This is a genomic window from Agaribacillus sp. DX54, assembly GCF_056858335.1.
The window spans coordinates 19,579-46,334 of the sequence record NZ_JBXEQE010000001.1; the positions used below are offsets into that span (position 1 = coordinate 19,579).

At 43.2% G+C, this 26,756-nt stretch carries 20 protein-coding genes; 15 read left to right on the forward strand and 5 right to left on the reverse strand.

The genetic code is table 11. The features are described 5' to 3' along the window. Positions 1-2: 2 nt before the first annotated feature. From AC04NP_RS00060 to AC04NP_RS00075, 4 genes are all read right to left on the reverse strand, one after another. Complete coding sequence (locus tag AC04NP_RS00060; protein ID WP_482857250.1) at positions 3-1,577, reverse strand: RagB/SusD family nutrient uptake outer membrane protein; 1,575 nt, start codon at positions 1,575-1,577, stop codon at positions 3-5. 24 nt (positions 1,578-1,601) lie between these two features. After that, positions 1,602-4,853 carry a SusC/RagA family TonB-linked outer membrane protein gene (locus tag AC04NP_RS00065; RefSeq protein WP_482857251.1) on the reverse strand — a complete coding sequence of 1,084 codons (3,252 nt, stop codon included), beginning with the start codon at positions 4,851-4,853 and terminating at the stop codon, positions 1,602-1,604. Positions 4,854-5,006: 153 nt separating this feature from the next. Further along, on the reverse strand, positions 5,007-6,107 hold the full coding sequence (locus tag AC04NP_RS00070; protein WP_482857252.1) for a FecR family protein: 1,101 nt from the start codon (positions 6,105-6,107) through the stop codon (positions 5,007-5,009). 79 nt (positions 6,108-6,186) lie between these two features. Next, a complete protein-coding gene (locus AC04NP_RS00075; RefSeq protein ID WP_482857253.1) occupies positions 6,187-6,765 on the reverse strand; it encodes an RNA polymerase sigma factor in 579 nt (192 codons plus the stop codon). A gap of 132 nt (positions 6,766-6,897) precedes the next feature. Here AC04NP_RS00075 and AC04NP_RS00080 point away from each other — a divergent pair, with 132 nt between their 5' ends. The 15 genes from AC04NP_RS00080 (at position 6,898) to AC04NP_RS00150 (ending at position 25,077) form a co-directional block, all read left to right on the forward strand. Next, the gene (locus tag AC04NP_RS00080; RefSeq protein WP_482857254.1) at positions 6,898-7,143 is read left to right on the forward strand and encodes an RNA polymerase sigma factor; all 246 of its coding nucleotides are present in this window, start codon (positions 6,898-6,900) and stop codon (positions 7,141-7,143) included. A 4-nt stretch (positions 7,144-7,147) separates the two neighbouring features. Further along, on the forward strand, positions 7,148-7,354 hold the full coding sequence (locus AC04NP_RS00085; protein ID WP_482857255.1) for a sigma factor-like helix-turn-helix DNA-binding protein: 207 nt from the start codon (positions 7,148-7,150) through the stop codon (positions 7,352-7,354). 74 nt (positions 7,355-7,428) lie between these two features. Next, positions 7,429-8,448: a FecR family protein gene (locus tag AC04NP_RS00090; RefSeq protein ID WP_482857256.1), complete on the forward strand. Its 1,020-nt coding sequence runs from the start codon at positions 7,429-7,431 to the stop codon at positions 8,446-8,448. A gap of 196 nt (positions 8,449-8,644) precedes the next feature. After that, positions 8,645-9,340 carry a DUF4974 domain-containing protein gene (locus AC04NP_RS00095; protein WP_482857257.1) on the forward strand — a complete coding sequence of 232 codons (696 nt, stop codon included), beginning with the start codon at positions 8,645-8,647 and terminating at the stop codon, positions 9,338-9,340. Positions 9,341-9,347: 7 nt separating this feature from the next. Then, positions 9,348-10,688, forward strand: a complete 1,341-nt coding sequence (locus AC04NP_RS00100; RefSeq protein ID WP_482857258.1) for a RagB/SusD family nutrient uptake outer membrane protein — start codon at positions 9,348-9,350, stop codon at positions 10,686-10,688. Between the two features lie 30 nt (positions 10,689-10,718). Next, entirely contained in the window at positions 10,719-11,606 is an 888-nt protein-coding gene (locus AC04NP_RS00105) for a DUF5017 domain-containing protein (RefSeq protein WP_482857259.1), read from the forward strand. A 212-nt stretch (positions 11,607-11,818) separates the two neighbouring features. Further along, a complete protein-coding gene (locus AC04NP_RS00110; protein WP_482857260.1) occupies positions 11,819-14,227 on the forward strand; it encodes a DUF4955 domain-containing protein in 2,409 nt (802 codons plus the stop codon). A gap of 206 nt (positions 14,228-14,433) precedes the next feature. After that, a complete protein-coding gene (locus tag AC04NP_RS00115) occupies positions 14,434-15,009 on the forward strand; it encodes an RNA polymerase sigma-70 factor (protein ID WP_482857261.1) in 576 nt (191 codons plus the stop codon). Positions 15,010-15,322: 313 nt separating this feature from the next. Next, on the forward strand, positions 15,323-16,312 hold the full coding sequence (locus AC04NP_RS00120; RefSeq protein WP_482857262.1) for a FecR family protein: 990 nt from the start codon (positions 15,323-15,325) through the stop codon (positions 16,310-16,312). 47 nt (positions 16,313-16,359) lie between these two features. Next, positions 16,360-19,632: a TonB-dependent receptor gene (locus AC04NP_RS00125; RefSeq protein ID WP_482857263.1), complete on the forward strand. Its 3,273-nt coding sequence runs from the start codon at positions 16,360-16,362 to the stop codon at positions 19,630-19,632. 19 nt (positions 19,633-19,651) lie between these two features. Continuing rightward, positions 19,652-19,828, forward strand: a complete 177-nt coding sequence (locus AC04NP_RS00130) for a hypothetical protein (RefSeq protein WP_482857264.1) — start codon at positions 19,652-19,654, stop codon at positions 19,826-19,828. 228 nt (positions 19,829-20,056) lie between these two features. Beyond that, positions 20,057-21,535, forward strand: coding sequence for a hypothetical protein (locus AC04NP_RS00135; RefSeq protein WP_482857265.1), 1,479 nt, complete (start codon positions 20,057-20,059; stop codon positions 21,533-21,535). Positions 21,536-21,713: 178 nt separating this feature from the next. Then, on the forward strand, positions 21,714-23,264 hold the full coding sequence (locus tag AC04NP_RS00140; protein WP_482857266.1) for an IPT/TIG domain-containing protein: 1,551 nt from the start codon (positions 21,714-21,716) through the stop codon (positions 23,262-23,264). A gap of 104 nt (positions 23,265-23,368) precedes the next feature. After that, the gene (locus tag AC04NP_RS00145; RefSeq protein ID WP_482857267.1) at positions 23,369-24,313 is read left to right on the forward strand and encodes an NHL repeat-containing protein; all 945 of its coding nucleotides are present in this window, start codon (positions 23,369-23,371) and stop codon (positions 24,311-24,313) included. Between the two features lie 380 nt (positions 24,314-24,693). Continuing rightward, positions 24,694-25,077 (forward strand): hypothetical protein, encoded by a 384-nt coding sequence (locus tag AC04NP_RS00150; RefSeq protein ID WP_482857268.1) that lies wholly within the window; start codon positions 24,694-24,696, stop codon positions 25,075-25,077. Between the two features lie 1,096 nt (positions 25,078-26,173). On the opposite strand, the gene AC04NP_RS00155 is transcribed toward AC04NP_RS00150, so the two are convergent. Next, on the reverse strand, positions 26,174-26,743 hold the full coding sequence (locus AC04NP_RS00155) for a hypothetical protein (protein ID WP_482857269.1): 570 nt from the start codon (positions 26,741-26,743) through the stop codon (positions 26,174-26,176). Between the last annotated feature and the right edge of the window lie 13 nt (positions 26,744-26,756).

Here is a 26,756-nt window from a genome sequence, read left to right on the forward strand (position 1 = left end):
TGTTAATAACCGGGATTTTGAGTTAAATTTGAATTGGCATCCAATTGAGCTCTGGGAATGGGATAGAGATTCCTGAACGCCGGGCTTGGATCTTTTTCCCACCAGGCATCATTAAAGACGCCGAACCTGATCAAATCCTGTCTCCTGATCGCTTCTGCGAAGAGTTCCCTGCCTCTTTCAGCTAACAGGCTTTCTTCCGTCAACGCTGTGAACGGATCGACCCCTGCTCTTTCCCTTATCTGATTCACCAACATCAGAGCAGTACCGGTTTCCTGTCCAAGTCGCAGCAAGGCTTCCGCTTCCAGCAGCACAAAATCTGTGAGCCTGAAGATTGGAAAGTCATTGTTCATATCGATTTGGCCGCCTTGCTCAAACTCATATTTTGCAACTCTGGCTCCGTCCTGTCTCAGGAAAAAGAGTCCGTCCCCATTCGGGTATACGGTCAGGTTCAATTCGGGGCCATCGGGGTCGAATATTTGCTCAGGGGCGTCCGGATTTTCTACCTCGTAAGCATTATCGATTACCGGATCACCGTTTCTCTTGAATTGGGGCCCTGAAATAAAGTTGCCTCTGATATTCGGATCAGATGGGATCCCTCTTCGTTTGTCGTTTTCTTCATAGGTATCATAGAACTCGCCAACGGCGGCCCATCCATTCCATGGTTGATAAGCCAGATCATACACATCCTGTAAACCAAAATGAAGGCCCATGGCCCCCATTACGAAACCTTTGGCAAAAACTTCGTCGAAGGGGATGGCAAAAATAAATTCAGGGGAATTTTCGTTATCGGCATCAAAATTGTCGAAATAACTGGTTGCCAGCGAATATTTCCCCGAGCCTGTTATTTCGCGTATCGCTGCCAAAGCTTTTTCCCATTGAGGAGTGCCCGTATATACTCCGGCATTCATGTACACTTTGGCCAATATTGCCTGACCGGTATAATAGTCGACTCTTCCATAGGTTGCAGGGTCAACTTCCTTGCTGAGTTTGTCTACGTTATCGGTGATTTCGCTTATGACGAAATTATACACTTCCTGCCTGGTATTATTGGCAGGATTCGGTTCGGCATCGGCGAAACGGGTTACTATAGGGACATTGCCATAAAGGTCCAATAGCCAGTAATAATACATCGCCCTGAAAACTTTTAATTCTGCAATTGTTACATCGGCAGCCGCTGTTCCAATTTGTTCAAACTGGAATATTAACCTGTTTGCAGCATTAACCCCCTGGTAACAAAAGTTCCAGCATGAATTCACGCGTGGATTATCAGGGGTCCATTCGTGGGTGTGCAATCTTCTCCAGGTGCCATTTTCATTCCAACCATTGCCTCTTGTCGGTACCACCAATTCGTCTGATGATGTTTCCTGCAGGCTATAAACATGATCATTGTTCATATAGCCATATAAGTTGGCATACACTGACCCAATTGCAGCAACCAGTTCCTCTTCGGTTTGGAAAAAATTGTCGACGGTTACCTGACTAAAGACCTCCTCATCTAAGTTCGTACAAGCAATAGCTATTGAACACATGCTTACGACCAATAACAATATTTTAATGGGTATTTTTCTGTAATTCATGATACTAAAATTATGTATGAAATACTAAAAACCGGCATTTACTCCAAGCGTGTAGGTTCTTGTTGCAAACCAGGTATTGCGTCTGTCGATACCCGGTGCCAGTACGTTGCCGTTATCCTCATACCGTACTTCGGGATCTACACCTGTGTAATCGGTGATCACGAACAGATTTTGACCGGTAAAATAGAAGCGAAGTTTTTTAAGCACGCCTGAATTTTTGACAGCAAGGTTATAGCCTAAAGTCACATTATCCAGTTTAAAAAAAGAAGCATTTTCAACATGGAGGTCGGAATACAACGGGATATCACTGAGGTTAGGGAGAAAATGCTCGGTTTTGATAGCATTCCAGGCCTCCACCACATCGGTATTCTCATAAAAGGCTCTGTTAGTATGGATCAGGTCATGACCAAAGGTACCTCTGAAAAACGCATTTAGATCAAAATTTCCATAGGTAATCGTATTATTAAAGCCGATGTCAAAGTCAGGAAGCCCATTGCCTACCACGATTTCATCCAAATCGTCGATAACAGCATCATTGTTTTGATCGATAAACCTCCAGGTCCCGTCATCATTCAATCCGTCGAATTGTAAGGCGATTATCTGTCCTATATCTTTTCCTTCTTCCACGCGAATAAGTGGCCTGTTCTGACCGGGAGAACCAAGATTTGAAATATCCTGCCTGCCGTCGGTTCCAAACGCCAACTCATCGTTTGACAGCGATACAAGCTCATTTTCATAGGAGGCAAAATTAAGTCTCAGATCATACGTGAGTTTATTTCGGTCGATCACTTTGTATCCCAAAGACACTTCCAAACCCTGGTTTCTCATTTTACCGATGTTTAGCCACTTCAGATCAAACAGATTAGGCGGAACCGGAACGGGTAGCTCAAAAAGTCCTTGATCCGTATCCCTTATATAATAATCGATAGTACCATCTATTCTTCCCCGGGCCAGGGTAAAATCTACCCCAATATCAAATTCTTTCTTTCGCTCCCACTTCAGATCAGGATTATCATTACTCACGGGACTGTAACTCGGTACAAAATTCCCTTCGAAGAAGAAATTGGAAGAGGGGGCAAATCTTAACTGAGACAAAAAGTTTTGTCCCGGGATATTTCCGGTTATACCATAGCTGGCCCTTACCTTAAGATTATCTATCAGGTCGCTGCTACCTACCAGGTTTGCCAGATCTACGCCTGCACTTACTGCCGGGAAACTTCCCCATCGATTGTTTTCTCCAAATCTTGTTGAACCCTCTCTTCGGATGGATGCGGAGAAGAAATAGGTATTTTGATAATTAAGGTTGATCCTGGCAAACCCCGCGATTAGCTTGGAGCCTTCTTTCCAACTGCCGGGAGTGCTTAACCCTTCCTGAAAAGATTGAGCAGCCGACAAATTGTTGTAACCGAAGACATCTGAGATAAAATCGAATCCGCCCGCTGAAAAGCCTTCATTTTCGAACTTCTGGTACGAGTAGCCGACCAATCCGCTCAGGTCGACCTCCCCTAACGCTTTGCGATAGGTGGCCGTAGTTTCAAACAACTCAGCGCTAACGTCCTCAGTGGTTCTACTGGCCTCTCCATTGCGATTATATCCCCCAAAGTAGCTGTTCCTGTCAAAATATGTACCATCTAATCTGCTACTGGTCTGCAGGGCATATCTTCCCATCACATTCAAGCCATTTATTAGCTCGAAATCTGCCTCGAACTGCGTCAATAATCTTTTAGTTGTTCGATCCCGTTGGTTTTGCTCAACGATGGAAACAGGGTTGAAGTAATCAAACTGGATAGTCTGCCAATAGCCATCGAACCTCTGAGCTTCCGGACCGCCAAAGACCGGTGCGGTGGGATTATAGATGGTGGCATAGCGGAAAGCTTCGGTAAAGCCCAGTTTGGCCTCATTTGTCAAAGACGATAGGTTGACAGTCAGCGCTAGCCTGTCATTGATTGCCCTTTGCGTAAGATTTAATCTTCCATTCAGTTGATTAAATCCGGAATTATAAGCAACTCCCTCGACATCTCTATAGTTAATCGATGCTCTGTACGTTGTGGTATTATTACCTCCGGAAACGGAAATATTGTGAACGTGCGAAATAGCTGTTCTTGTCAGTTCGTCGAACCAATCGGTTTCGCTTCCCTGGTCCTTTCCCCCTGCGGCAATAAATTCCGCTGCTGTCATTACTTCCGGTGTGCGGGCCATTTGTTCGGCGCTTACATAGCCATTATAATCTACCTCTGTTTTACCTACGGCCCCTCTTTTGGTCGTTATTAATATAACACCGCTGGAACCTCTGCTGCCATATATGGCCGCCGCAGAACCATCTTTCAATACATCCATGGTGGCAATATCATTCGGGTCCAGGCTGTTAAGGCTTGCCCCGATAACACCGTCGATCACAATCAATGGGCTGGAATTAGCCCCGAAAGTTGATAATCCGCGCAGTCGCAGCGTAAAGCCTGCGTTCGGATCCCCGCCAGGCCTTGCAATATTCAGACCGGCTACCTTGCCCTGTAACAATTGAGCGACATTATTTACATTACCCTTGTTGAAGTCTTCGGCACTTACGCTTGTCACGGCACTTGTGATTTCCTTCTTTTCCTGGGTGCCGTAGCCAACTACTACAATCTCGTTCAATTGCGTAAGATCAGCCGCCAAAACAATGTCGATTGTGCTTCTTCCCCCAACGCTAACCTCCCGGGTTTCATAACCGACAAAACTGAAAATCAACACGGCATCTTCCCCGGCTTCTATCACATATTTGCCATTGACATCGGTAATGGCGCCGGTATTAGTTTCTTTGATCCGAACAGTTACTCCTGTCAGCGGCTCACCTGTTTCATCTTTCACGACTCCCTGTATTCTAATCGGATCGACAGATGCCTTTATTTGGACGGCCCCCTTATTTTTTATCTTTGACCGACTCACGTTGATGGTCCGGTTTACCTGTTTGAAATCCAATTCGGTTTGCCGGGCTATATCATACAGGATTTCATAAACCGAGGCCGTCCTATGGCTAACACGTACATCCCGGTTCTTTTCTATATCCTTTTCGTTGTAAGCAAATTTGTAATTCGTTTTGGATTCAATTTCCCTGAATACTTTGGATAGCTTATCTTGAAACGATTCCAGAGAAATAGTTACATCCCTGATGCTCTTGACCCGCTGAGCCTTAGTAATATCAGCCATCAGAAAATTAAAACTCAGCGTCTGAATGATTATGATCAGGAATGAATACTTCATTAAATGGTATAATTGTGGTAAAAGATTTCTTTTCATATCTTTACAATTATGTTAAACAAATAATTTGGAGCTTGTAAGATGGAAAGCCCTGAGAAAGTTTACCATCTGTCAAGCTGATTGGGATAGATACATTTCTTAAATGTTACTATCCCTTTTTAGCGTTAAATCAATATTTCATATTTTGTTGGTTTAGTGATATGTTATTGTTACCTGTTGGTCATTAATCTCAAAATCAAATTTCATTGTAAAGCCCATCGAAACCAGTACGTCATGAAGGGTCATTTTTTTAAATTCGCCTGAGTAATCCCATGTCAATGACGACTTATTGGTGGTGGTTATATCGACATCATACCAATCCTCGAGTACACCCATAACATAGTCTTCTCCTGCGCGCTTAAAAACAATGATTTTGTTTTTCCATGCCAATACCTCCTTATTATCAAATTGTCCTTTTACCAATTCATTGATTGCTTCATTGTAAAAAGCATCTTCCCCGGGATTCAACAGGAGGTTCGATTCCTGCATACCGGCGTTATTCGACACGTAAACCTTGCCGGTTACCAATGCCACGTGGATTCGATTATTTTTCGTATTTATATTAAAAGATGTACCTAAAGCGGTAGTAGTTACATTGCCTGTATTCACCTGAAAAGAACTGTTGCTGTCTTCGGCAACTTCAAAAAATGCCTCACCCTCCAAATGGACAACTCTGGCGGAGTGAGAAAACTGTTCCGGAAAAGTAAGCCTGCTATTTGCATTCAGGGTTATCTTGGATCCGTCATGCAGGTAGATTGTTGATTTTTGCCCACGCGGATTTTCCTTGGTGATCATTACCACTTCCTTTTCCGAAATCCGCTCTTCCTGGTTTTGCAGGCTTAGGGTCGTATAGCCCAACGTGGCTCCAATCACCAGTATTATCCCTGCGGCAATCTTTCTTGATTTTGTCCTGAAACTGATTTTCCGGTTGTAACGCTGGTTTTCAAACCTGCTAATGATCGTTTCCGAATTCAGCAAATAAGTATGATTACCCGCTTCCTTGGATTGATCTTTCCGGGCTGCTGATTCAATGGCTTTCCATAAATCATCTACTACCTCATCTTTGAGATGATTATATTCAAGTGGAAAACTTTTCAGGATTTTCTTTGCTTTCTTTACCTCTTGAATTTTTTCAGGATACTGCCTGAGCCAATTCTCCCAAAACTCATTTGAGTCCATGGTTGGATTGATTACCCACGCTCTGAATTCAGGATTGAGCACCAGATCCTCAGCCGTATAAGAAGCGTAATTCATAGAGATCAGCTATATCGTTTACTATACAATGTATCCGAACACCGATATCTATTCAAAAAAAAGTATATTTTTTTAGGGCTTACACAAGTCGTTTGATTTGAGTAATCGCTTTCCAGGCCAATGTGTAAACAGAGCCGATGCTGATTGACATGATACTGGCCACTTCTTCGTAGGTAAGGCCCTCATAAAAAATTAAGGTGATGACTTCTTTTTGACGGGAAGTCAATTTATCCAGCGCATGTTCTACTTTTAATTTCCTTGATGCAACATGCTGGCTTCTTATCAGTTCATCTTCGAAAGGGAAGGAGATATGTTTGCGAAAGATTTGAGGCTCCTGGTCCATAGCCACCATTCTTTTGTCCCGCACCTTTGAATGATTAATTTTCCAACGCAACGCTTTGAGAAGATAGTACTTAATACTGCCCGTTGACGATAAATTTCTTCTCGATTTCCAAAGTTCCAGAAATAACTCTTGAATGCAATCCTTTACCAGCCCCTCATTATGTACAATACTCATACCATAGTTAAACATATGTTGTACATTGCTCCTATAGATTACTTCATAAGACTTTATATCTCCGGACTTGAATTTCTTCCAGAGTTCGTTATCTGTTTCACCTGATTTTCTGAAATTAATCTCTAAATTGGAGTCAGACATGCGTATACAAAGTCGATGCTTTTCAAACGACTAAACGACAATTTATTGAAATTTTTTAACAATCCATGAATCCTATGCTAAATTATCTGTTCCTGAAGTAGCGGTGATTACCAAAAAGGAATCACATTTTGTGTGACCTTTGATGTTGTCATTGAAATATTCACAAAAATTTGGGAAAAAAGAGAAGATATAAAACCAGGTCCGACATTTCAGGCTTATCTGTTTAAGGTAACCAAAAACCACATTATCAACTTTTTACACAAAGCATCTGTAGATACAAAGCTTCAAAAACAGTTATTCACCTCGGCTAATTACTATCGGTCCAGTACTGAGGAAGAGATTATTTACAATGACTATCTCACATTGGTGGAACATTAGTCAAATGCCTAGCCAGAGGAGCCGTATTTTTAAACTAAGAAATGAGGAGGGTATGACTTACGATCAAATAGCCACACAACTCGGGTTATCCAGAAACACTGTAAAAAGTCATCTGGTGGCAGCCACTGCGCATCTGCGGAGTGTGTTCATGACGCATCCTGATAAACCGGCAATGCTGCTGCTGTTGCTTTCATATCATTTAAGGGGTTAAAAAAACTTTTTTTCTTTTCGACTCACCCATTCGATAGATGAGAACTGTACTGTCTATACATTGAGAAATAATGTATGGACCCAACGGCAAGATTAAAATTACTTTTCGAGCGATTTTTGAATAATGATTGCTCAGAAGAGGAAGTTGAAGAATTACTCTCCCGCCTCAGGAAAGGCCCTGTTTCCAAAGCGTTGGAGCCCCTCTTAGAGGATGTGTGGCGTAAATTAGCGGACTATCCGTCTCTTAATTTACATCATAGAGATCAGTTGTTGGGAAAGATAAGCGTGCGCATGGTGGAAGAAAAATCAAAGAGGAGGTGGCTCCTGCCCTTAAAAATTGCGGCAACATTAGCGCTTCTATTAGTAGTAGTTCGGATAATAAATATGCCGGGGCTAAAGCCGTTGGCAGATGGAAAAAGCATAAACTATATCACAAAGTCTACCCAGGTGGGCCAAAGGGCATTATACACATTGCCCGATGGTTCAGTTGTCAACCTGAATGCAGGGAGTTCACTTACCTTCTCCGAAAAATTTGCTGCCTTCCAACGTGTGGTAAAGCTGGATGGAGAGGCATTTTTCGAAGTGACCGGGCAGCATGACAGGCCATTCATTGTGGAATCCTCGGGAATAAAAACCAGGGTGCTGGGCACTTCATTTAATGTCAGGGCCTATAAGGGACAAGATATTGAAGTGACGGTGCTAACGGGAAAAGTACAGGTGGAATCATCTGATAAATCATCACCTGAGCAAGATACGGCGATTTTGCTTACACCGCATCAACAGGCAATTTACAGCCAAAAAAATAAAGATTTTACACATACACCGGTAGACGTCAGAAAATACCTGGCCTGGTATACTAAGGAGCTTATTTTTGAAAACACACCCATGCGGGACGTAATTGTGATGTTGGAAAAGCGATTTGATCAAAAAGTCATGCTTGAAAACAGGGAGATGGGCTCCTGCACCATTAGAAAAGCCAGGTATGAGCGAGAAAGCCTGGAGACGATTCTGAAGGGATTACAAACCTTACTGGAATTCGACTATGAATTTGACGGATATAATCAATGGACTATTCAAGGAAAAGGTTGTCACTAAATAAAGGAAGGAAAGCCTATGAAGCAATAAAATACCCAATAAACACGCATTAACTTTTTACCGGGTGAAAAGTAGAAGGCCTTAAGCTGGTGGCACAGCCTAAGACCTCATTCCCGAACCATGCATTCGGGAAGTAATCAATTGAATTAATTACTCTAAATGTAAAAGTATGAAACTAAACTTACTTAAGCTAATTATGCTATTATCTAAACATTCGCTTTATATCATGGTGATACAACTTGTATCGATGCAATTGGTGGTGGCGAATGCAACACTTGGTCAATCTTTAGCAAAAGTGAAGGTGTCAATTTCGGTAAGCAATGCCTCTTTGGAAGAAATTATCCGTATCGTTGAGAATCAGACTGATTTTGTATTTGCTTCAAAGGGGCAGATGGTAGTCAGTGACTCCAGGATTGACCTGCATTTGAGAAATTCTAATCTGAAACATGTGCTTGAGGAGCTTTCCCGAGCATTTCAATACAACTTTAAACGGGTAAACAGGAACATTTATGTCTGGAAGCAGAAAAAATCAAACGCTAAACCAAACGATAAGATTGACTATCAGGTATTTGATCGCACGATTTCAGGAAAAGTCACCGACGAAAATAATCAAGGTTTGCCGGGTGTTAATGTGCTGGTGAAGCATACGGGCATCGGCACTATCACAGATGCCAATGGGGGTTACAGGCTCAATGTTCCTGACGATGCAACCACCTTGGTATTTTCCTATGTCGGATACATTTCCGAAGAATTAGAAATAGCAGGCAGATCGGTAATCGAAGTACAGTTGGCACCCGATCTTTCAACACTTTCGGAAGTAGTAGTGATAGGTTATGGTACTCAAAATAAGAAAGATTTGACCGGGGCGATTGGCCTGGCAGCTTGGCGATGAAAATTTCATGAAAAGTATTTCCTTCATAGGTGACGCGAAGGTGCGTGCCAGCTGGGGACAAATAGGCAATAACAGAATAGATGATTTTGCTGCTCAGGCAGCACTCGAATATGTGGATCGAAAATACGCATCGGGTTCTACGATTTTTTATGCTTTTAACAATGAGCTTCAGCTTGGGGTAGTACCCAACAGGCTGGAAAACCAGTACCTGAGGTGGGAAACCGTTGAAGAAGCCAATATTGGATTGGATTTGGGACTGTTAGAAAATCGTTTCAATGTTAAAATAGCGCGTGATCCGCCGGCGAAGGTTTATGAGCAGATCATTGAGGACATGGAGTATGCTGAGGAGCGGGTATTTCCCGCATCTCGTTTTGTGACGGCTGAATATGGAAGAGTTTGCCAAGGCGCAGTGAAAGGCATGCTGGCCCGGGTAAATTTGACAATGGCCGGTGAACCACTTAGAGATGTAACCAGGTATCAGGAAGCACTTAAGTGGGCACAAAAAGTAAAAGACTCCGGTGAGCATGGACTCCTGGATAACCAGCATCAGGTTTTTATCAACTTAACGGCAGATATATTCGACATGCGAGAAAGCATGTTCGAAATTGTATTTTTTGGCGACAGAACAGGGGATACGGAGTCCTGGCGTTTTGGTAATTTGAACGGTATACGATCCGGAAATATCGATTATGGATTTGACTGGGCATTTTTTGGTACGACAAAAAAATTGTACGACCTGTATGAGCCAACAGATGCCAGAAGAGATGTGGCCATTGCTACCTATCGTGTTTTATCAAACGGTGATAAGCGTTTTTATGAAGACACAGATATATGGGATCGTGAGCCTGGAAAATGGGATAGACAATATTCATCACTTAAGGATAAAAACTTTACGTCGACGAATTATCCGGTGATGCGCTATGCCGATGTATTGTTGATGTTGGCCGAAGCAGAAAACGAAGTGAACGGTCCTACACAAAAGGCTTTGGATGCGCTAAATGCTGTGCGCATAAGAGATGAGCAGCTTGCCACAAATAATACCGGGGCCACACCCTTTAATCTCAACGGACCGGAGGTCGCTGATAAAGATGCCTTTAGAAATACGATTATTGATGAAAGGGCCCGTGAATTGTGTAACGAGGGAGAAAGAAAAAGGGATTTGATACGGTGGGGCATTTATATTACTACAGTGAAAAGTCTTGCGGCCCAAATCAGGGCCGAATATCCTGATAACAGACAATATCAAGCCAGGGTCGGGGACAACGTCGAGGAAAAATACCTGCTCTTGCCCATTCCCACAAAGGAAATAGAAATTAATCCCGCCCTGAAGCAAAACCCTGGCTGGTAGTCAAAGATGTTTGATTTTAAAGTTCGAAAAATGAAAAATTCTATCATCATAACGCTTCTTTCCATCATAGTTTTCATAGCGGGCTGTGTGGAAGATTTATCGGTTGAATCACCTGATTTTCAGATTGCTATGGACAGTGCAGTGGTGAAAGCAGGAGAGGAAGTGATATTTTTAATCGAGGGTAATCCGGATTTCATGACGTTTTATTCCGGAGAAGACGGTCATCGTTATATGCACAGAAGCAGGACTCAGGCTGAGGGAACTCCTGCACTTTCTTTTAAAAATACATTGCGGTGGGGTGCACAACAAAATACGCTACAGGTCATGATCTCTACCGATTTGAGCGGTAACGCGGATGCCTCTTCGGTGGGTGCTGCTACCTGGACCGATATTACTTCAAGCTTCATACTGGATACCAACGCAGGTTCCTTTGACTTCGTTGAATCGGGAGCAGGTGACCTGTTGGCTTATATAGATAAACCGGTTTATCTGGCCTTCAGGTTTACCGGAACAGCAGGCACTACGCAAAGAACCTGGAGGATCACAGATTTTTCAATCACTTTGACTACTACCTATGGTGAGGCAATTAATGTGGCTGATATTAGCATTCCTGGTTTCGTTGGCGTCAATGTCGAAGGGGAAGGAAAGGTTTGGACCTGGAAAAACACGTTTTGGGAGATGGCAGGTGGTAATGCTTCCGCTCCATCCAACGAAGATTGGCTGGTTACCGGGCCGCTCAATTTAACCGCTGTATTTCCCGATAAAGGAGCGTCACAAAACTCCTACACGGATAAGGTTAGCGAGATACCTCATACCTATGATCAGCCGGGTACTTATACGGCCACATTCGTTGGTATAAATGTGACTGTTGATGACACCAAAGAATTAGTAAGATCAATCAGTATTCAAGTGCAGTAAAGATGCCGGATTATAAATCTAAAAAATCTTTCCTTACTTTTTTTGAATTCAAAAAGAAGGAAAAGTCTTTAATACCCCGGAATGCCGGTAGATGCCAATCATTCTTTTCTAAGGCGTAGGGAGAAAAATCTTGAAAACGCCGATTTTCCATATGGTTTGGCTTAATGCTAAAGCAGGCCCGGGGAGCTATAAATTTCTTAAACTTCAAGACGATGCAAACAATTACTAATCATAAAATGCCCGCTATTCTGATATTATTTCTCTTTTTGCCATCGCTTCTTATGACGAATTACACCCATGCTCAGGAAGCACAAATCTGGAAAAAATATACGGGCGCGATTAATGATCCCAATATTCCGCTATTACCAAATTATGGGTATGCCGGATACAAACTCGGAGCGGAAGCGATACCGGATTCTTTTAATTACCCGGTTTTTGATGTGACCAATTACGGTGCCGTACCCAATGATGCCAACTCCGACCAGGCTGCGATCCAGGCAGCTATTGATGCAGCCGGGGCCAATGGCCGTGGGATCGTATTTTTCCCTCCGGGCGAGTTCCTCGTCAATACCGATCCGAATCATACTACCTCCATTACCATAGCGTCATCCCATATCATTTTAAAGGGGAGTGGTTCTACGCCCGGAGGTACTGTCATCAACATGAAAAACCACATGTTGCTTCCTCCCGGTAATCCTACATGGGCAGTGCCGCCTATGATTGATTTCACCCTTCCCTGGTCTTCATCGGCGATCAGTTCACTGACCCATGACGCCGACCGGGGGGATCACTTTATTACTGTTCGGAATGCCAGCCTTTTTCAGGGGAGAAAATATTGCCGGATGGAAATGCCTGCTACGACAGCGGCGAATAGTCAATTTCTGGAAGGAAAAACACCACGCAGTATCTGGAGCAAGATCAATAACGATGGGATTAACCTGATCGAATTTCATGAAATTGACTCGATTGATGTGGTCAATAACCGGGTTTACTTCAAAGATCCAATCGTTGATGACATGAAAGTGTCACATGGTTGGAAAGTACGGGGTTTCGATATGATGGAAGGAAGTGGGTTTGAAGATATCCATTTCAAGGCCAACTTCCTGGATAACTTTGTGCATCACAAAGATTACATTCATAATGCGGGTTGGAATGCCATTAAAATGTCCAGGGTAGCCCATTGCTGGGTAAGGCGATCCCGGTTCACCGATGTTACCGGTGTAGCGAGTTTTGGCCACGCCTATGCGTCATCTATGATCATGCTATTGATAGACGGCAACCGGGGCCACACCCTGACTTCGACCGGAGGATCTACCAGAATCCTGCAAGGACTGATCTGGGATAATACCAACAACGGCCAGTGGCATGGGCCAAATATGTCAGGAAGTGCCAGTGGGTCCGTCGTTTGGAGAATAGAGGCTACCAAAGGCCGGGGCTTTGACCTGCATGGCAGTTTTCCGAGAACCAACCTCATTGACCTTTACACGAGTGTAGAAGTAACTGGCAATGGCGGGGCTTACCAGAACTTGCCCAACCACGTCAGCGGTTTGACGATATGGAATCAAAAAAGAGTCGGCGCCAACCTGTCGGCCCCTTACAATTTTTGGGAAAACTGTGGCGGCAATTACTGCGGCATAGCCATTGTGAATCCCATCGTAGTGGGCTACCATGGCAGTACCACCACCTTTGTCCGGTCAAATGTAAAATATGAAGAAAGCAATGGCACAAAAGTGAGCCCGGCGTCGCTATATGAAGCCCAGGTGGAACACCGGCTGGGGGCAAGACCTGCCTGGATGGATGCTGCCCTTACAAAGTATGCTGCCTTAAAGTCAACATGGTATCATGGAGGTGTTGAAACTTTCGGCCATTTGACCTTCACAGGTTGGGGACAAGAAACCTATACCGGTGATAACGGAAAAAATTGGCATGTTGCCGCCAAAGGCGTTTCCGGCTATATTAATAGTTCGAAAGGCATTTATTTTCAGTCCGGAAAAACCGGGGTGGTTTCAGATTCGATACCCGGTGGTATTGCTTCTTTTTCAGTAAAGTGTAAAGACCTGTGGGATACCGGCAACCCACGCACCATCCAATTATTAATCAATGGTGCCGTAGTAGGTTCAATGAATCATACCGGTAGTGAGATTTACGATTTTACAGTTAACAACATCAATATGGCCGGCAATATTACCGTGGCCATAAAAAACGCCTCTTCTGCAAGCACCAATAACACGATAGCTATCGATGATATATCATGGACAAGCTATACCGATCCATCAACGGCAAGGAACGTTTCTGCCTTGAACCGGCCCATCACTGCTTCAAGCAAGCCTCAGACCGGAAATCCAGCCCCCGGTTTGATGAACAGGACAGGATTAAACGTTTATCCTAACCCGTTTTATTCAACAGTAAAAGTACAATTCGGCGAATATCATACTGTGAGGCGGATTTTGCTTACGGATATCCATGGTAAAATCATCTTCGAACAGTTGGTCGATGAAGTTGAGAATCAGGAAATTGCCATCGATTTAACCCGGCATATGCTGTCACAAGGATGGTATTTGTTAAAGATTACCGAAGCGGATCGGTTGCATACATTTAAACTATCCAAACTTTTGAGATAGTCATCGATAAGACCAAGCTGTCTTTTTTGTGTAGCTTTTCATGGTGTTGCGGGAAAAATGATGACCCCTGCCAACTATGAAGGAAAAATCCTTGTGCCATAGTGAACAGGTCTTTAAAAATTAACATTTTCATAAACACAATCTCAGCAATGGAAAATGCTAAAGCAATAAATTTGAATACGCAAGTTTAAGGAATTTATAAAGCCATGCGAGATTGGAAGGCAACGAAATTATTATCGGAATTCCAAAAAGGAAATAAAAAAGCTTTTGAAATAATATATAACCTTTATTGGAAGGGGCTATACCTGCATGCCTACAAGCGGTTGAATGCCGAGGATCTGGCAGAGGAACTGGTTCAGGAGCTCTTCATACAACTTTGGGAAAAGAGAAGGGAGATAAAAGTGGAAAAGTCCTTACAGCATTATCTGTATGGAATTATCAAAAAGAAGATCCTGTACCATTTGCGGGAGCGATACCGGGAAGCGGCACATTATCAGGCATTCAGAGAAAATGTAGTGACTGTAAACGGCCACTTGGAGCATCGCATTGAACAGCGGGATATGTTACAAAACATCGAAGATTTGGTACAGAAACTTCCGGCCAAATCGAAGCGTATTTTTGAGCTAAGCAGAAAGAAATTCCTTTCTAACAAGGAAATCGCCTGCCGATTGAACATTTCCGAAAAAGCCGTGGAGTACCATATACATTCCTCCCTTCGTTTTATAAGAACCAATTGCCCCGATTACCTTTCTTATCTGTTTTTATGGGCGTTGTTTTTTTAATGATCACATGATACCCGAAACTCAAAAATTCTTATCATTATTTTGATTTTCAGTCATTTATAATTTTTCTGTGAAAGAAAATGAATGATGCTTAACCCATGAAAAATCAAAACAAGATCTGAACTGCCAGTTGTGCGTTCAGGACTTCGAGTAGTAATTACGCCCGGTTGTATCGTCAGGCATTGCCCGTAAACCACTCCATGTATTATTATCGCCATATTAAGAATTCAGTGTGACATTTAACAATAGCATAACAGGTTGTTTTTAGGGAGATGTGTGTGCCGGGTAACTATATGGCTGAACGTAACTTATTATGCAGAGAGAAAGAATTAAATATTTGCTGGAAAAACATGCTGCCAATGTATTAACAGAAAATGAGCGTAAGGAACTGGAGGTGTGGTATCAAAGCTTCGATACGAAAGAAGACGAGCACATCATTCAATTTGAGCGGCACAGTGCTAATAAACGTCAGAAAATATATAAAAATATATTAGAGGCTATAGATACTGAAGATTCCGGAAAGATCAGCAGATCTGTCTTACCGCTTCGTTGGGCTGCAACCATTGCCCTTTTATTAGTCACCTCTATGCTTTTACTTAACTATCGTGCTGCGCTCTACCAGCAGCTACTCTCTGCTACCAGAAGAACAGTCGTTGTACCCGAGGGGAAAATGCAAATTTTAACTTTGCCTGATGATTCGAAAATCTGGTTGCGTTCAGGTACCACACTGACCTATAACCGGTTTTTTATAGGCAAAGAAAGAAAACTTGTCCTGAATGGCGAGGCTTATTTTGAAGTGGAGGAAAACCCGGATAAGCCATTTGTAGTACAATCAGGCCCTCTGAAAACCACGGTACTAGGTACCTCTTTTAATGTAAAAGCCTTGTCAGGACTAGATATTTACGAAGTAATTGTCCGCACGGGTAAAGTATTGGTAAGTGATTCCCTGCAAGTGTTGGCCACTTTATTCCCATCCGGGAGGATAAGTTTGAAAAACGATCGACAGTTATTAGACAGCACCAATGTGGAGGCTTATCTGCAATGGCGGGAAGGCGACCTGGTTTTTGATAGCAGCAGCATGGAGGAAATCAGGTGGTATCTGGAAAACCGGTTCGATGTCCGGATTGAATTAGTGGATGAAGTCATAAAAAAACATTCATTTTCCGGTGATTTTACCGGTTTCCGCTTGGACCAGATACTGAAAATGATGCAGGAGATCCACCCCTTTGAAATAGTATACCAGAATGAAAAACAATTAATAATCAGAAGCCCCAGGCGGATAAAAAATGAGCTGACACAATGACCCACTAATTTTATATATATAAAGATCACCAATTAAACACGACCTACATGAAAAAAAACTTACCCGAGAAGTATTATCATTTACTCTGTACAGGCATGTTGATTTTTCTTTCTTCTTTTTCACAAATAACCGGTAATTCGGCTGAGAGTCATGCCTATAACGACATTTTGAAAACAACTGTGACAATTAATTGTACAAACTGTTCCATGAAAGAAGTGTTGCATTATTTGGAGGAAAGTACTGAAATAAAGTTCATCTTTAGTACAGGTAATGTCAAAGGGATTTCGTTTCCAAATCTGGCGTATGTGAATACCCCTTTGGGAGAGGTGCTGGCAGCACTGCTTAATCCCTATGAGCTGACATATACGGTCATGAACAACCGCATCATTATTAAGGCGGACCGGCAACCTGGTACAGGCACAATTCGGGGGAAAGTATTCGACTCGCAAAATAAAGATGAGTTTTTAATAGGGGCCTCTGTGCGTGTGGAGGGCACCAATTTAGGAGCTCCCGTGAATATTGATGGTGTATTTGAGATTACGCACATTCCGGTAGGCACCTATTCATTGTTGGTTTCATACGTAAGCTATCAAGCCAGGCGAATCGAAGACATACAGGTAACAGAAAACATCGTCACTGTGGTAAACGTACCGCTGGATCAGCAAATGAAGAAGTTGGATGAGATTGTGGTAACGGCTGACTTTCCCGTTGAGTATGTACCTATCAAAAACTCTACCGAAATGACCTTGCTGTCGAGCATCAGGGCTGAGACAGGCATTGTAACCGGCATTTCTCATCAACAGATATCCCGCAGCCTTGACAGAAATGCGGCAGATGTGGCACAACGCATACCAGGTATTACTTTGCTCAATAATTTTGTGTTGATCAGGGGATTGGATCCGCGTTATACAATGACCTTTCTGAATGGCATGATCGCTCCCAGTACGGAGGAAAACCAACGGGCCTTTTCGTTTAATCTCGTCCCTAGTGGCTTACTCGATCAGATGATGGTTTATAAAAGCCCGGCCCCTGAATTGCCCGGTCAATTTGCCGGGGGGATTGTCAAAGTTTCTACGAAGCAAGCCAACACCGCCCGAAGGATACAGATCGGTATTTCCGGCCAGTACCGGACAGGAGGCAGTTCATTTACCGATACTTATTCCAATACCGGTACCAGCGACAGCGACTGGATAGGCTTTGGGCTGGGAGATCGCCTCTACGATGAAAGACTGTACAACGCTGATTTTCAATTCCCTGACAAGCAGTTTTTCCCCAGCGCCAATGCCGAGCTTACCCGTAACTTTCCCGAACCCTATAGCTTGAGGAGGAGTACCCATAATTTTGACAAACGCTTTAATATCAATTATTATGATTCCTGGAAAATTGGCGGTTCGCGGCTCAATAACCTCACCAGTGCCACCTATACCAATGAGGCCAGTTTTAGAAGAATAGATGCCATTCAGGACCTTCGGGCAACAAGAGCAGGTGATACCTATATCGTGGAGCCAATACCCGAAGCGCAGTTTGTAGACAGTGTATACGACGCAGGCCTTCGATTGAGTGTATTGGAAAATCTTAATTACCTGATTAATGATCATCACGAAATAGGATTTACCGGTTTTTTTAACAGGCAGGTATTGGATCAGACCATTGTCAGAGATGGCTTCAGGGAACAAACGCTTCTAAACACCATACGAAGAATACATTTCGAATATTCCAGACGTGACCTTTTCAGTGGCCAGCTTACAGGAAATCATTTGCTCGGCAAACACCATGTGCAGTGGTATGCCGGGCGTACCTGGATGAAAGAGTCCATACCGGATCTGCAGAGTTATGAATTTTACAATGTGGATTCAGCCAAAACCGAGGGTACTTACATCATAAGGAGTCGGCTTATTGACAGAAATACCAGAAGAGGGGGGTTCTTTATGGAAGAAAACGGGATCATGGCGGGTGTGGACCATGATTATACATTTTCCAATGGCTTAAAGCTGAAAACCGGTGGAATGATGCAGGTTCAGGACCGCCTTTTTGAATCCTGGTATTATTCAACCTATTACGCCGGTAACTTAGACCTTCAGCGTATCAGCGAGCCTTGGTTCAACATGTCAGGCATTTATAATGACAGTCTTGTTACCAATGATCAGTCAGGTTTGTTCTTGATGAGGGATTACAGCGAAGGACGCTATTCGGTGGACTACCAACTTTACTCGGGCTACGTGGGCTTTGAACTTCCTGTATGGAATAACCGCATTCAGTTAAATGCGGGTGTCCGCTATGAATGGACTGAACGTAAGCTTTTTGATAACCTGGATAGGCTGGTGATTACTGAGGGCGGTTTTGATAATAATCGGGAAGGAGTGCCAGTGGGTGATACCATAGCGGGACCGGTTTTTGATTATTGGCTGCCTTCCGCCTCGATTAACTGGAATATTACTTCTGGCATGAAGCTAAGGGCTACCTACGGTAAAACACTGGATCGCCCGGCTTTTCGTGAAATTGCCAATTTCAGCTTTTTGGAATTTGAAGAACGAATAATTTACACCGGTAATCCTGGTCTTGTAGATGCGGAGATACAAAACTATGACTTGCGTTGGGAGTGGTATCCCACCTCTGAAGAGTTTGTGGCAGTAGGTTTTTTTTACAAAAACCTGACCAATGCCATTGAGCTTGCAGATGTCACCAATCTTTCTGCCCTATCCGGTTCCGGTAACAGCCAGATGGTTTTTATTAATACGGAGGAAGCCTATGTACGTGGTTTTGAAATTGAGGTAAGGCGCCATCTGGGCTTTATTCCCTGGAGGCCTTTACGATATTTTTCCATCATCGGCAATTATGCCTACATGCAAAACAGGGTAGATCTGGGTGAAGAATTTGAAGAGGAGGCCGATCAACCGGAGATCGGGAATTACAGGCCTTTTGTGGGTGCTTCGCCTTATGTAGCCAATGTAGCGCTGTATTTTGAACAGCCGGAATGGGGTACCACCATTTCAGCGTTGGTCAACAGCATAGGACAGCGAATGATCTCAACCGGTATGGTCAGGCAGGGGCCTATTTATCAGCGGGAACGCACTACCCTGGACCTCACGTGGTCGCAACGTATCACCCCCTTTCTCAGCCTGAAGGTGGGTGTACAGGATTTGTTAAACCAGCCCTTTGAATTTTACAGGGACGATAACCTCGATGGGAAATATACACCCGGACAGGTGCTGAACGTGACTTACGACCGATCAGAAAGAGAAGAGCAGGTAGTGGATTTTATGGACAGGCGTTTCAGGCTGGGCAGTTATTATTCCGTAGGCCTGAGTGTAGAATTTTAAATGAACAAAAATCAGATAAATGAGCAATACCATAAACATGATTATCTTAATTGACATTGTATTCCATGCCAAGGTGACAATGATACTCCCTTCGCTACTTTCCCGCTACCCGGCGGGAAAGCAGCATGGAGTTACAAAACCGGATAATCCTTTAGTAATCAACCAGGCAATACCTAACCAGCAAATATCAAGATGATGACCTGCCTGCTTCATGATGGCGGCATAAGGATCCGGGACAGATTGGTGAAGTGAAGCAGCATGTTGTTTTTAACAAATTATTTAACCTGTAAAACACAGCGGATGAAACAGTACCTCAGGTAACAAAAAAGCCCCGCACCGTGCCAAGGGCAAGATGCGGGACAGGTATTCCACCGACCTCATGCCAGTGGAAAGTAACAATCAAACACAAAAATATTAAATCATAATGAAAGCTTTAAATTTAATTGGTATTTTTCTTATAGCAGGTGCCTTACTTGTATTTACCGCCTGCGAAGAAGATGTTTTAACAGTAGATAACCCTGCGATGGATGTAGAAGGTGTAGCAGCCGGTATACAATCGACCGTAGGTACTGTCGTATTAGGGGCTAGTCCCGATGCAAATGGAAATACTTTTTTGAGTACCAGGACACTGGACAGGGATACCCTTTATATACTCAACCAGTTTGTACGTGTGCCTAGTGGGGTTACTTTGACGATCGAATCCGGCACACGCATTTTAGGGAGGGTCGGTACGCTTGCCGGTAATCCTGCTACGGGTGTGCCTCCCGGAACACTTGTGATAGAAAGAGGCGGTAAAATTCAGGCCAACGGTACTGCCACTGCGCCCATTGTATTTACTGCCGAAGATAGTACTCCTGAACCAGGAGACTGGGGAGGCGTTATTGTTTTAGGCAGATCTACTGTAAACCTTCCAGGTGGGGTAGGTCTCATTGAAGGGATCCCTCAATCTACTACCGGAGATAACGGCTATGGAGGAAATGTGCCAGGCGACGACTCAGGTACCTTACAATATGTAAGAATTGAATATGCAGGAAATGTATTGGTCGATGGTGATGAAACCAATGGCCTGACACTAGGAGGGGTAGGCAGCGGTACGACCATTGACCATATCCAGGTATCCTTTGGTGCAGACGATGGATTTGAGTTTTTTGGAGGTACAGTCGATGCTTCTTACCTGATCGCCAGCCGCAATACGGACGATGATTTCGATACCGACCAGGGTTACAGTGGGAATGTGCAATTTGGTATCGTATTACGTGATCCGGCTAACTTTTCCTCTTTCCCTACCGGTGGTTTTGAGTCTAATGGGGACAGTGATGATGCCACTGGAAACTTTACCAATGGTACCTTCAGCAATTTTACAGTGATAGGTCCCATTGGTCCGGGTTCAACGGCATCTGTAAATCCTGCCTACAATGCGGGCGTTCTGATCCGGGATGCTTCAGAGATGAACCTGTTTAATTCTATTATAGTTGGATGGCCACAAGATCAACTGGAGTTGGAAACTCCTGGTGACTTCGATAGTGATGGCAATGATGCAACTGACAATAGTGTAAGCATTGAAGGGGTTACGTTGGTATACCCAACATTTGGGGTATATAATGCTACATCTACTAATGTAACTAATTTTACCACTGTTGCTGCCTATTCTAATGCGGCGCTTGAGGCTAGTAGTTCAGGGACAGGTGCAAATTCTTTAACTGCTTTTTCAGGACTTAAAGCTGCTGCCTGGAATTTGACAACTCCTGATTTTGTACCTGCTGCAGAACAGCCTTCAGACTTTTCCAATAACCTGTTGGATACTTTTTTTAACAAAAATGTTGACTTCCGGGGAGCTTTTGGTGCAGGTAGTGAAGCTACCGAAGGTACCAATTGGAACATTGGCAGTTGGGCAGACTTTTAAATAAGAAAGCTAATTTGTTGGAATGATCCTTATCCGGGATCTATAAAAACCCGGCAGCAGGCACTGCCGGGTTTCTTTACAAACTAAAACACACATATACAATATCCATAATTGACCCTTCAATGAAAAACATTTACCTGTTATATCAATCCAATTTAAATAATTAATTTTAAAAAATATGAAAAGAAAAATGTGGAATGCCCCGCTGCTTATGCCGGGAATTTTTTTAGCAATAGCAATGATCTTTGTAGCTTGTAGTGATGACGATGATGGTGGTGATGGCCCACAGGGCCCTGAACTAACTATTACCTCCTTTAACCCTACTACCGCCAGAATAGATGAGACAGTCGTCATCACCGGTACAGGTTTTAATACAGATTTTTCACAAAACTCGGTATTCTTCACAGGAAGTCAAAGTAGTGCGACACCCGGGCTGGCACAGGCTATCCTGGAGGAAGGAAACGCTACCAGCCTTACTGTTATTGTCCCTGAAAGTGCCATCGATGGTCCTATTACGGTAAGAGCCAATGGTGTAGAAGCTGTTTCCAGTCAATCATTTACTGTAGATACCTCACTTCCCGATCCTGTATTGACCAGCCTGGATCCTACCAATGGCCTGCCTGGTGTTGCAGTGACAATAACCGGGGAAAATTTTGGAGAGGATGCTACGGTAATACAAGTATTGTTTGGGGATACAGAAGCCCAGGTTTCATCGATAACCAATACTAGTATAGTTACTGCTGTACCCGAAAACCTTGAAGAAGGGGAACTGCAGGTGAGCGTTAGCCGTGATGGAGTAAGTGCTTCCACCACCCTGTCTTTTACCGTGAACCCATTGCCAGTAGGGGTGAAAACAGCTTATTGGGTCGCCCAAGAAGGGGTCTTTAGAGGTGTAATAACAGAAACTGGTGTTGATATCACTTTGTTGTACAGCGCCGCAGAAGATGAAAATGTGGGAAGTAGTGGTATTGATTTGGATTTGGATGGCGGGTATATTTACTGGACATCAAGAGGTGATGGGGTTGTACGGGCACCAATTGATGGAGAGGGGCCTATTGAACTTTTATATGAAGTTGGTGGAACAAGTGGTATATATGATATCGCATTGGATATTGAAAATAAGACTTTGTACGTGATGACGGAAAGTGGCTTTTTTGATCCGGACCAAAATTCTTTTATTAACAGGGCGCCCATGGACGGCTCCGGTGAACTTAAATCCATTTACACCCTCCCGAAGTCATCTAATTTAGCAGTCTCGCCAAAACTTTATGTTGCGAATAATAAATTATATTGGACTGACGAAAGGTTAATCGCCGTATCGGAAGGAAGCCTTGATGGTTCGACAGACCCTATTGTACTGTTTGATGATTCGGATGGATTGGTCAGACCAACAGGGATCACCTTCGATCCGGATGGTGAAAGGTTGTTTATTGCTGACAATCGGATTGATGGTGGTGCCTCTAGTTCAATTTTGGTCGGTAAACTGGATGGTTCCGGTGATTTAACTACCCTCGTCGGCCCCGGTGATAATGTGCGAAGCCCCTCCGATATGGAGATTGATTTGGAGAATGGATTTGTTTTTTGGCTGAATGCTACCAATGAAAACAATATGGGCGAAACGGAACTGAACAGGGCCAGCCTGGATGGTCAAACAGTAGAAGTATTATTTGACGGATTTAACTTCGCCAATTATTTCGATCTGGAAATAGGGGTTTTAGGCCAAAATTAGTAAATATTGCCATTGGATTGATCAAAATGCGTTTTCAGGCGTACATAATCATGTGCGCCTGTTTTAATTTTATGAGTATCGGATAGCAGAACAAAAAGATTAAGATGTATAGAAGACTTTCTCTTTTATTTTTTACCTCCTTGTTGCTTACATCCGCCTGCAGCGACGGCGAAGATCCCCTCCCGGAATATCCGGAATACACCTACCTGTTCTGGACCAGCCTGGGCGACTGGAAAATACTCAGGGCGGTGTATGAAAAAGAGCAATACCTGCACACCGACACCCTTTTCAACTCCGTGAAAGGCGTGGAGGGGCCCGCCGCCATCATAGCAGACGCCGCTAACCAACGCATCTACTGGACCGATTTCTCAAAACGCCAATTGGTGCGGGCCTCCTGGGATGGAACCGGTAACCCGGAGGTGCTCTATGCCACGCCCTTCAATACTCGCGGCCCTATGGAGCTTGTGCTGGACAGCGAAGCCCAGCAATTATACTGGACTCAGCCCTACGACAACCTTATTTTAACTGCCCCCGCAGATGGCACTGGCCCTGTAGATACGCTGTTTACCGGGCAGGAAGGCATTCACGGTCCATGGGGCATAGCCTTGTCTGCCGGTTATCTCTATTGGGTGGAGTACGTGGATAACGAACTATGGCGCGTGGATATGGATATGAGCACTGCACCTGAGCTGCTTTACGCCGGAGGCAGTGGTTTTTTAAATCCTTATGGCGTCGCTATCAGCGAAGGAACCGGTGAACTGTTTATTACAGACAATGCATTGCCAGGGGCGGCATTTTCAGACAGGATCATGAGAGGCAGCATCGATGGCAGCCTGAAACTGGAAACGGTTTATGACCTGGAAGATGGTGTCGATAATGCCTACACGATGGTCATAGATGAATCGGAAGGGCAACTATACTGGCATAACCAATTGGAAGACGGTGGTATTTACAGAGGCACCATTTTTGGGGAACAACCGGTGGCGCTGATAACCACAAGCCACGTAGGACAAGGGTTGGCGCTGGCAAGGTCTGGCAAGTCATTGTAGGTGATGTAATTGAAGCCCATAACAAAGGAAAAAAGGCCGGCTACGATCTTTGGGATACATACTATGACAGGGTATTTTTCAGAACCTTATCAGCGCCTTTGAGTCATCAGAAGAGCCACTAAATGAATTGGACAAAAATGAAGTTTTGAAGGTAAGACATCTATCCATGATTAGAGAAATCGGCTTTTAAATCGTAATATTAAATAGTTAAAAAAAATTTTCTACTTCAAGTCCTGGTTTTGCACTTCTGTTGACGGGTAAATGGTATATGCTGCGTAATGTTTGTAATAAACAATCATTTTTTAATTTCATGCGTTACGTTATATTAGAGTACCTAAACTATGTTTGGATGAAATAGAGCAAATTAATTATTAGGAAAGATGCAAAACACTAATTTCCAGGGACTATATAATAGCCGGGGTGCTTCTATTGAAGTTATTTTATCGCTGTTTGAGTTCAAAGAAGATGATACTTATATAGTCTATTCACCAGCTTTAGACTTAGCAGGGTATGATACAACAAAACGAAATGCGAGGAAATCTTTTAAAGAGACGTTGAAGGAATTTTTTAGATATACAACCAATAAAGGAACGTTTGAATCAGAACTTATTAAACTTGGCTGGCAAATTAATAAGAGAAAGAAGAAATTTGTTCAACCTGCCATAGATAAATTGTTAAGGGATAGGGACTATTTAACAGAGGTATTACGGGATAAAGAATTTTCAAAAGTCAATTCAAAATATGATTTTCCTGTATTAGCTTAATGTCTGGCCTAAGAAATATACCACTTAGAAAATACAAAAAGTTTCTTAAATCAATTGGTTGCAAACACACAAGAACATCAGGTGGGCATGAACATTGGACACGTAGTGATGTGCCAAGACCTATTACCTTACAGACCCATATAAATCCGGTGCCGGAATTCATCATCAAAATTCACTTACGCCAATTGAACACTACAAAAGATCAGTTTATTAAAATGATCGCTAAAATGTAATTCGAGCACTAAAGCTCTTCTAAATGTTGAATGTTGTTTACAGTTACTTTCATAACACTAACGCTTTTTAATTCTAACCAAAGGACTATTGAGTAAGCCTACCCATGTTGACGTATGACCCTGTTCCCGTCCCAAAATATGATACCATCCCGTGTTGTAATAACAGGCCCATTCGAAGGTTGGTTTTATTATCGAAAACGAAAAACTGTCTCTGGCTACGAAATAACTAAAAATGATTTATATTATCCTGGTTAATTAAAGATTTATATCGCAAGGTTGATTAGCATTGCTATACGTGGCTGTTGCGCAACCTATATCTGGTCCTTGTCTGTGACGATGATCCCATGGTCTTGAGTTTTCAACTCAATTTATTTAGAATGAAACGTTCATATTAATAAATAATGTGTCCAGGCTTTACAAAAGCCAAACCATAACATCCGCATTAGCTTTTCGCACAAGCCCACCCTAAAATGCGGACGATAATATTAGTTGTGCACACCGCCGCATACATTTGTGCTCATATAGTTGATTTATTGCCAGCCTTTCCCCGCTTAACAAATTGTAAAAACTATTGTACGATTGTTTTCTATTTTGTAGATTAGTAGTAGACATTTGATATTACCGGCCTGTAGGGGAATGATGGTAACCATTCTTAGACAGTGCGGATTTCTACAACTTATATTTTATTGGAATAACAGGTTGAATATGCCCGTACATAAAGCATAAGCGCCAAAGATTTAAAATGCCCTGTAAAGGCTTCGCGAGCGCTGATTGAAAGATTTCCATAGCTGAATGAAATTGGCGGCTGCCACCCAGGCAGTTGCCTTTTTCCGTTTTAAGTATTACGGTTCCAACCTTACAGCTTATTCCTTTTCCAACGATACCTTAAATGTAGGCTTAACCCGGAAGTTACCGGAAATAGTAATGAACTTGTCCGGGTCGGTAGTATTTTTTTCAAAATCCAGATACAGGGCCTTCATGTTGGGCGTGAAATCGTATTCAACATCATTTCTGGTAAAAGTGGCTTCGCCGCCATCAAAAACAAAGCGTTTATCATATGTCGAGGATTGGTAGTTTAAATTTATCCCAATAATCCCTCCCCTGAAATGGAAATTGGAGAAATTGCCCCTATCATACGTGTAGGTGCCATCGGCAAGGCCCGTACTGACCGGCGAAGTAAAATTGGAATACATCAGGTCTCCCTCACCCACAAAATTCCTTACATCAGTATCGTAACTGATTCCGTCGGTATGCAAAGCAAAGATCATCCTGTATAGCGTGTCTGCCTCATTTTGCGTATTGACGATGGTACTTTTTGTGAAGTTAATCTCTTTCCCGTCCACCTCGATACGCGCTATGGCGGCTTCATCATCACTGTCATCGCATGAAAAAAAGGCAAGGGCGATGCACAAAAAAATGGTAATTTTTTTCATAATCAGAATTTTT

Bases quoted from the DNA above. Each gene is read 5' to 3' on its own strand.
- AC04NP_RS00060 (WP_482857250.1), bottom strand. From the start codon at position 1,577: ATGAATTACAGAAAAATACCCATTAAAATATTGTTATTGGTCGTAAGC.
- AC04NP_RS00065 (WP_482857251.1), bottom strand. From the start codon at position 4,853: ATGAAAAGAAATCTTTTACCACAATTATACCATTTAATGAAGTATTCA.
- AC04NP_RS00070 (WP_482857252.1), bottom strand. From the start codon at position 6,107: ATGAATTACGCTTCTTATACGGCTGAGGATCTGGTGCTCAATCCTGAA.
- AC04NP_RS00075 (WP_482857253.1), bottom strand. From the start codon at position 6,765: ATGTCTGACTCCAATTTAGAGATTAATTTCAGAAAATCAGGTGAAACA.
- AC04NP_RS00085 (WP_482857255.1), top strand. From the start codon at position 7,148: ATGCCTAGCCAGAGGAGCCGTATTTTTAAACTAAGAAATGAGGAGGGT.
- AC04NP_RS00090 (WP_482857256.1), top strand. From the start codon at position 7,429: ATGGACCCAACGGCAAGATTAAAATTACTTTTCGAGCGATTTTTGAAT.
- AC04NP_RS00095 (WP_482857257.1), top strand. From the start codon at position 8,645: ATGCTATTATCTAAACATTCGCTTTATATCATGGTGATACAACTTGTA.
- AC04NP_RS00100 (WP_482857258.1), top strand. From the start codon at position 9,348: ATGAAAAGTATTTCCTTCATAGGTGACGCGAAGGTGCGTGCCAGCTGG.
- AC04NP_RS00105 (WP_482857259.1), top strand. From the start codon at position 10,719: ATGAAAAATTCTATCATCATAACGCTTCTTTCCATCATAGTTTTCATA.
- AC04NP_RS00110 (WP_482857260.1), top strand. From the start codon at position 11,819: ATGCAAACAATTACTAATCATAAAATGCCCGCTATTCTGATATTATTT.
- AC04NP_RS00115 (WP_482857261.1), top strand. From the start codon at position 14,434: ATGCGAGATTGGAAGGCAACGAAATTATTATCGGAATTCCAAAAAGGA.
- AC04NP_RS00120 (WP_482857262.1), top strand. From the start codon at position 15,323: ATGCAGAGAGAAAGAATTAAATATTTGCTGGAAAAACATGCTGCCAAT.
- AC04NP_RS00125 (WP_482857263.1), top strand. From the start codon at position 16,360: ATGAAAAAAAACTTACCCGAGAAGTATTATCATTTACTCTGTACAGGC.
- AC04NP_RS00130 (WP_482857264.1), top strand. From the start codon at position 19,652: ATGAGCAATACCATAAACATGATTATCTTAATTGACATTGTATTCCAT.
- AC04NP_RS00135 (WP_482857265.1), top strand. From the start codon at position 20,057: ATGAAAGCTTTAAATTTAATTGGTATTTTTCTTATAGCAGGTGCCTTA.
- AC04NP_RS00140 (WP_482857266.1), top strand. From the start codon at position 21,714: ATGAAAAGAAAAATGTGGAATGCCCCGCTGCTTATGCCGGGAATTTTT.
- AC04NP_RS00145 (WP_482857267.1), top strand. From the start codon at position 23,369: ATGTATAGAAGACTTTCTCTTTTATTTTTTACCTCCTTGTTGCTTACA.
- AC04NP_RS00150 (WP_482857268.1), top strand. From the start codon at position 24,694: ATGCAAAACACTAATTTCCAGGGACTATATAATAGCCGGGGTGCTTCT.
- AC04NP_RS00155 (WP_482857269.1), bottom strand. From the start codon at position 26,743: ATGAAAAAAATTACCATTTTTTTGTGCATCGCCCTTGCCTTTTTTTCA.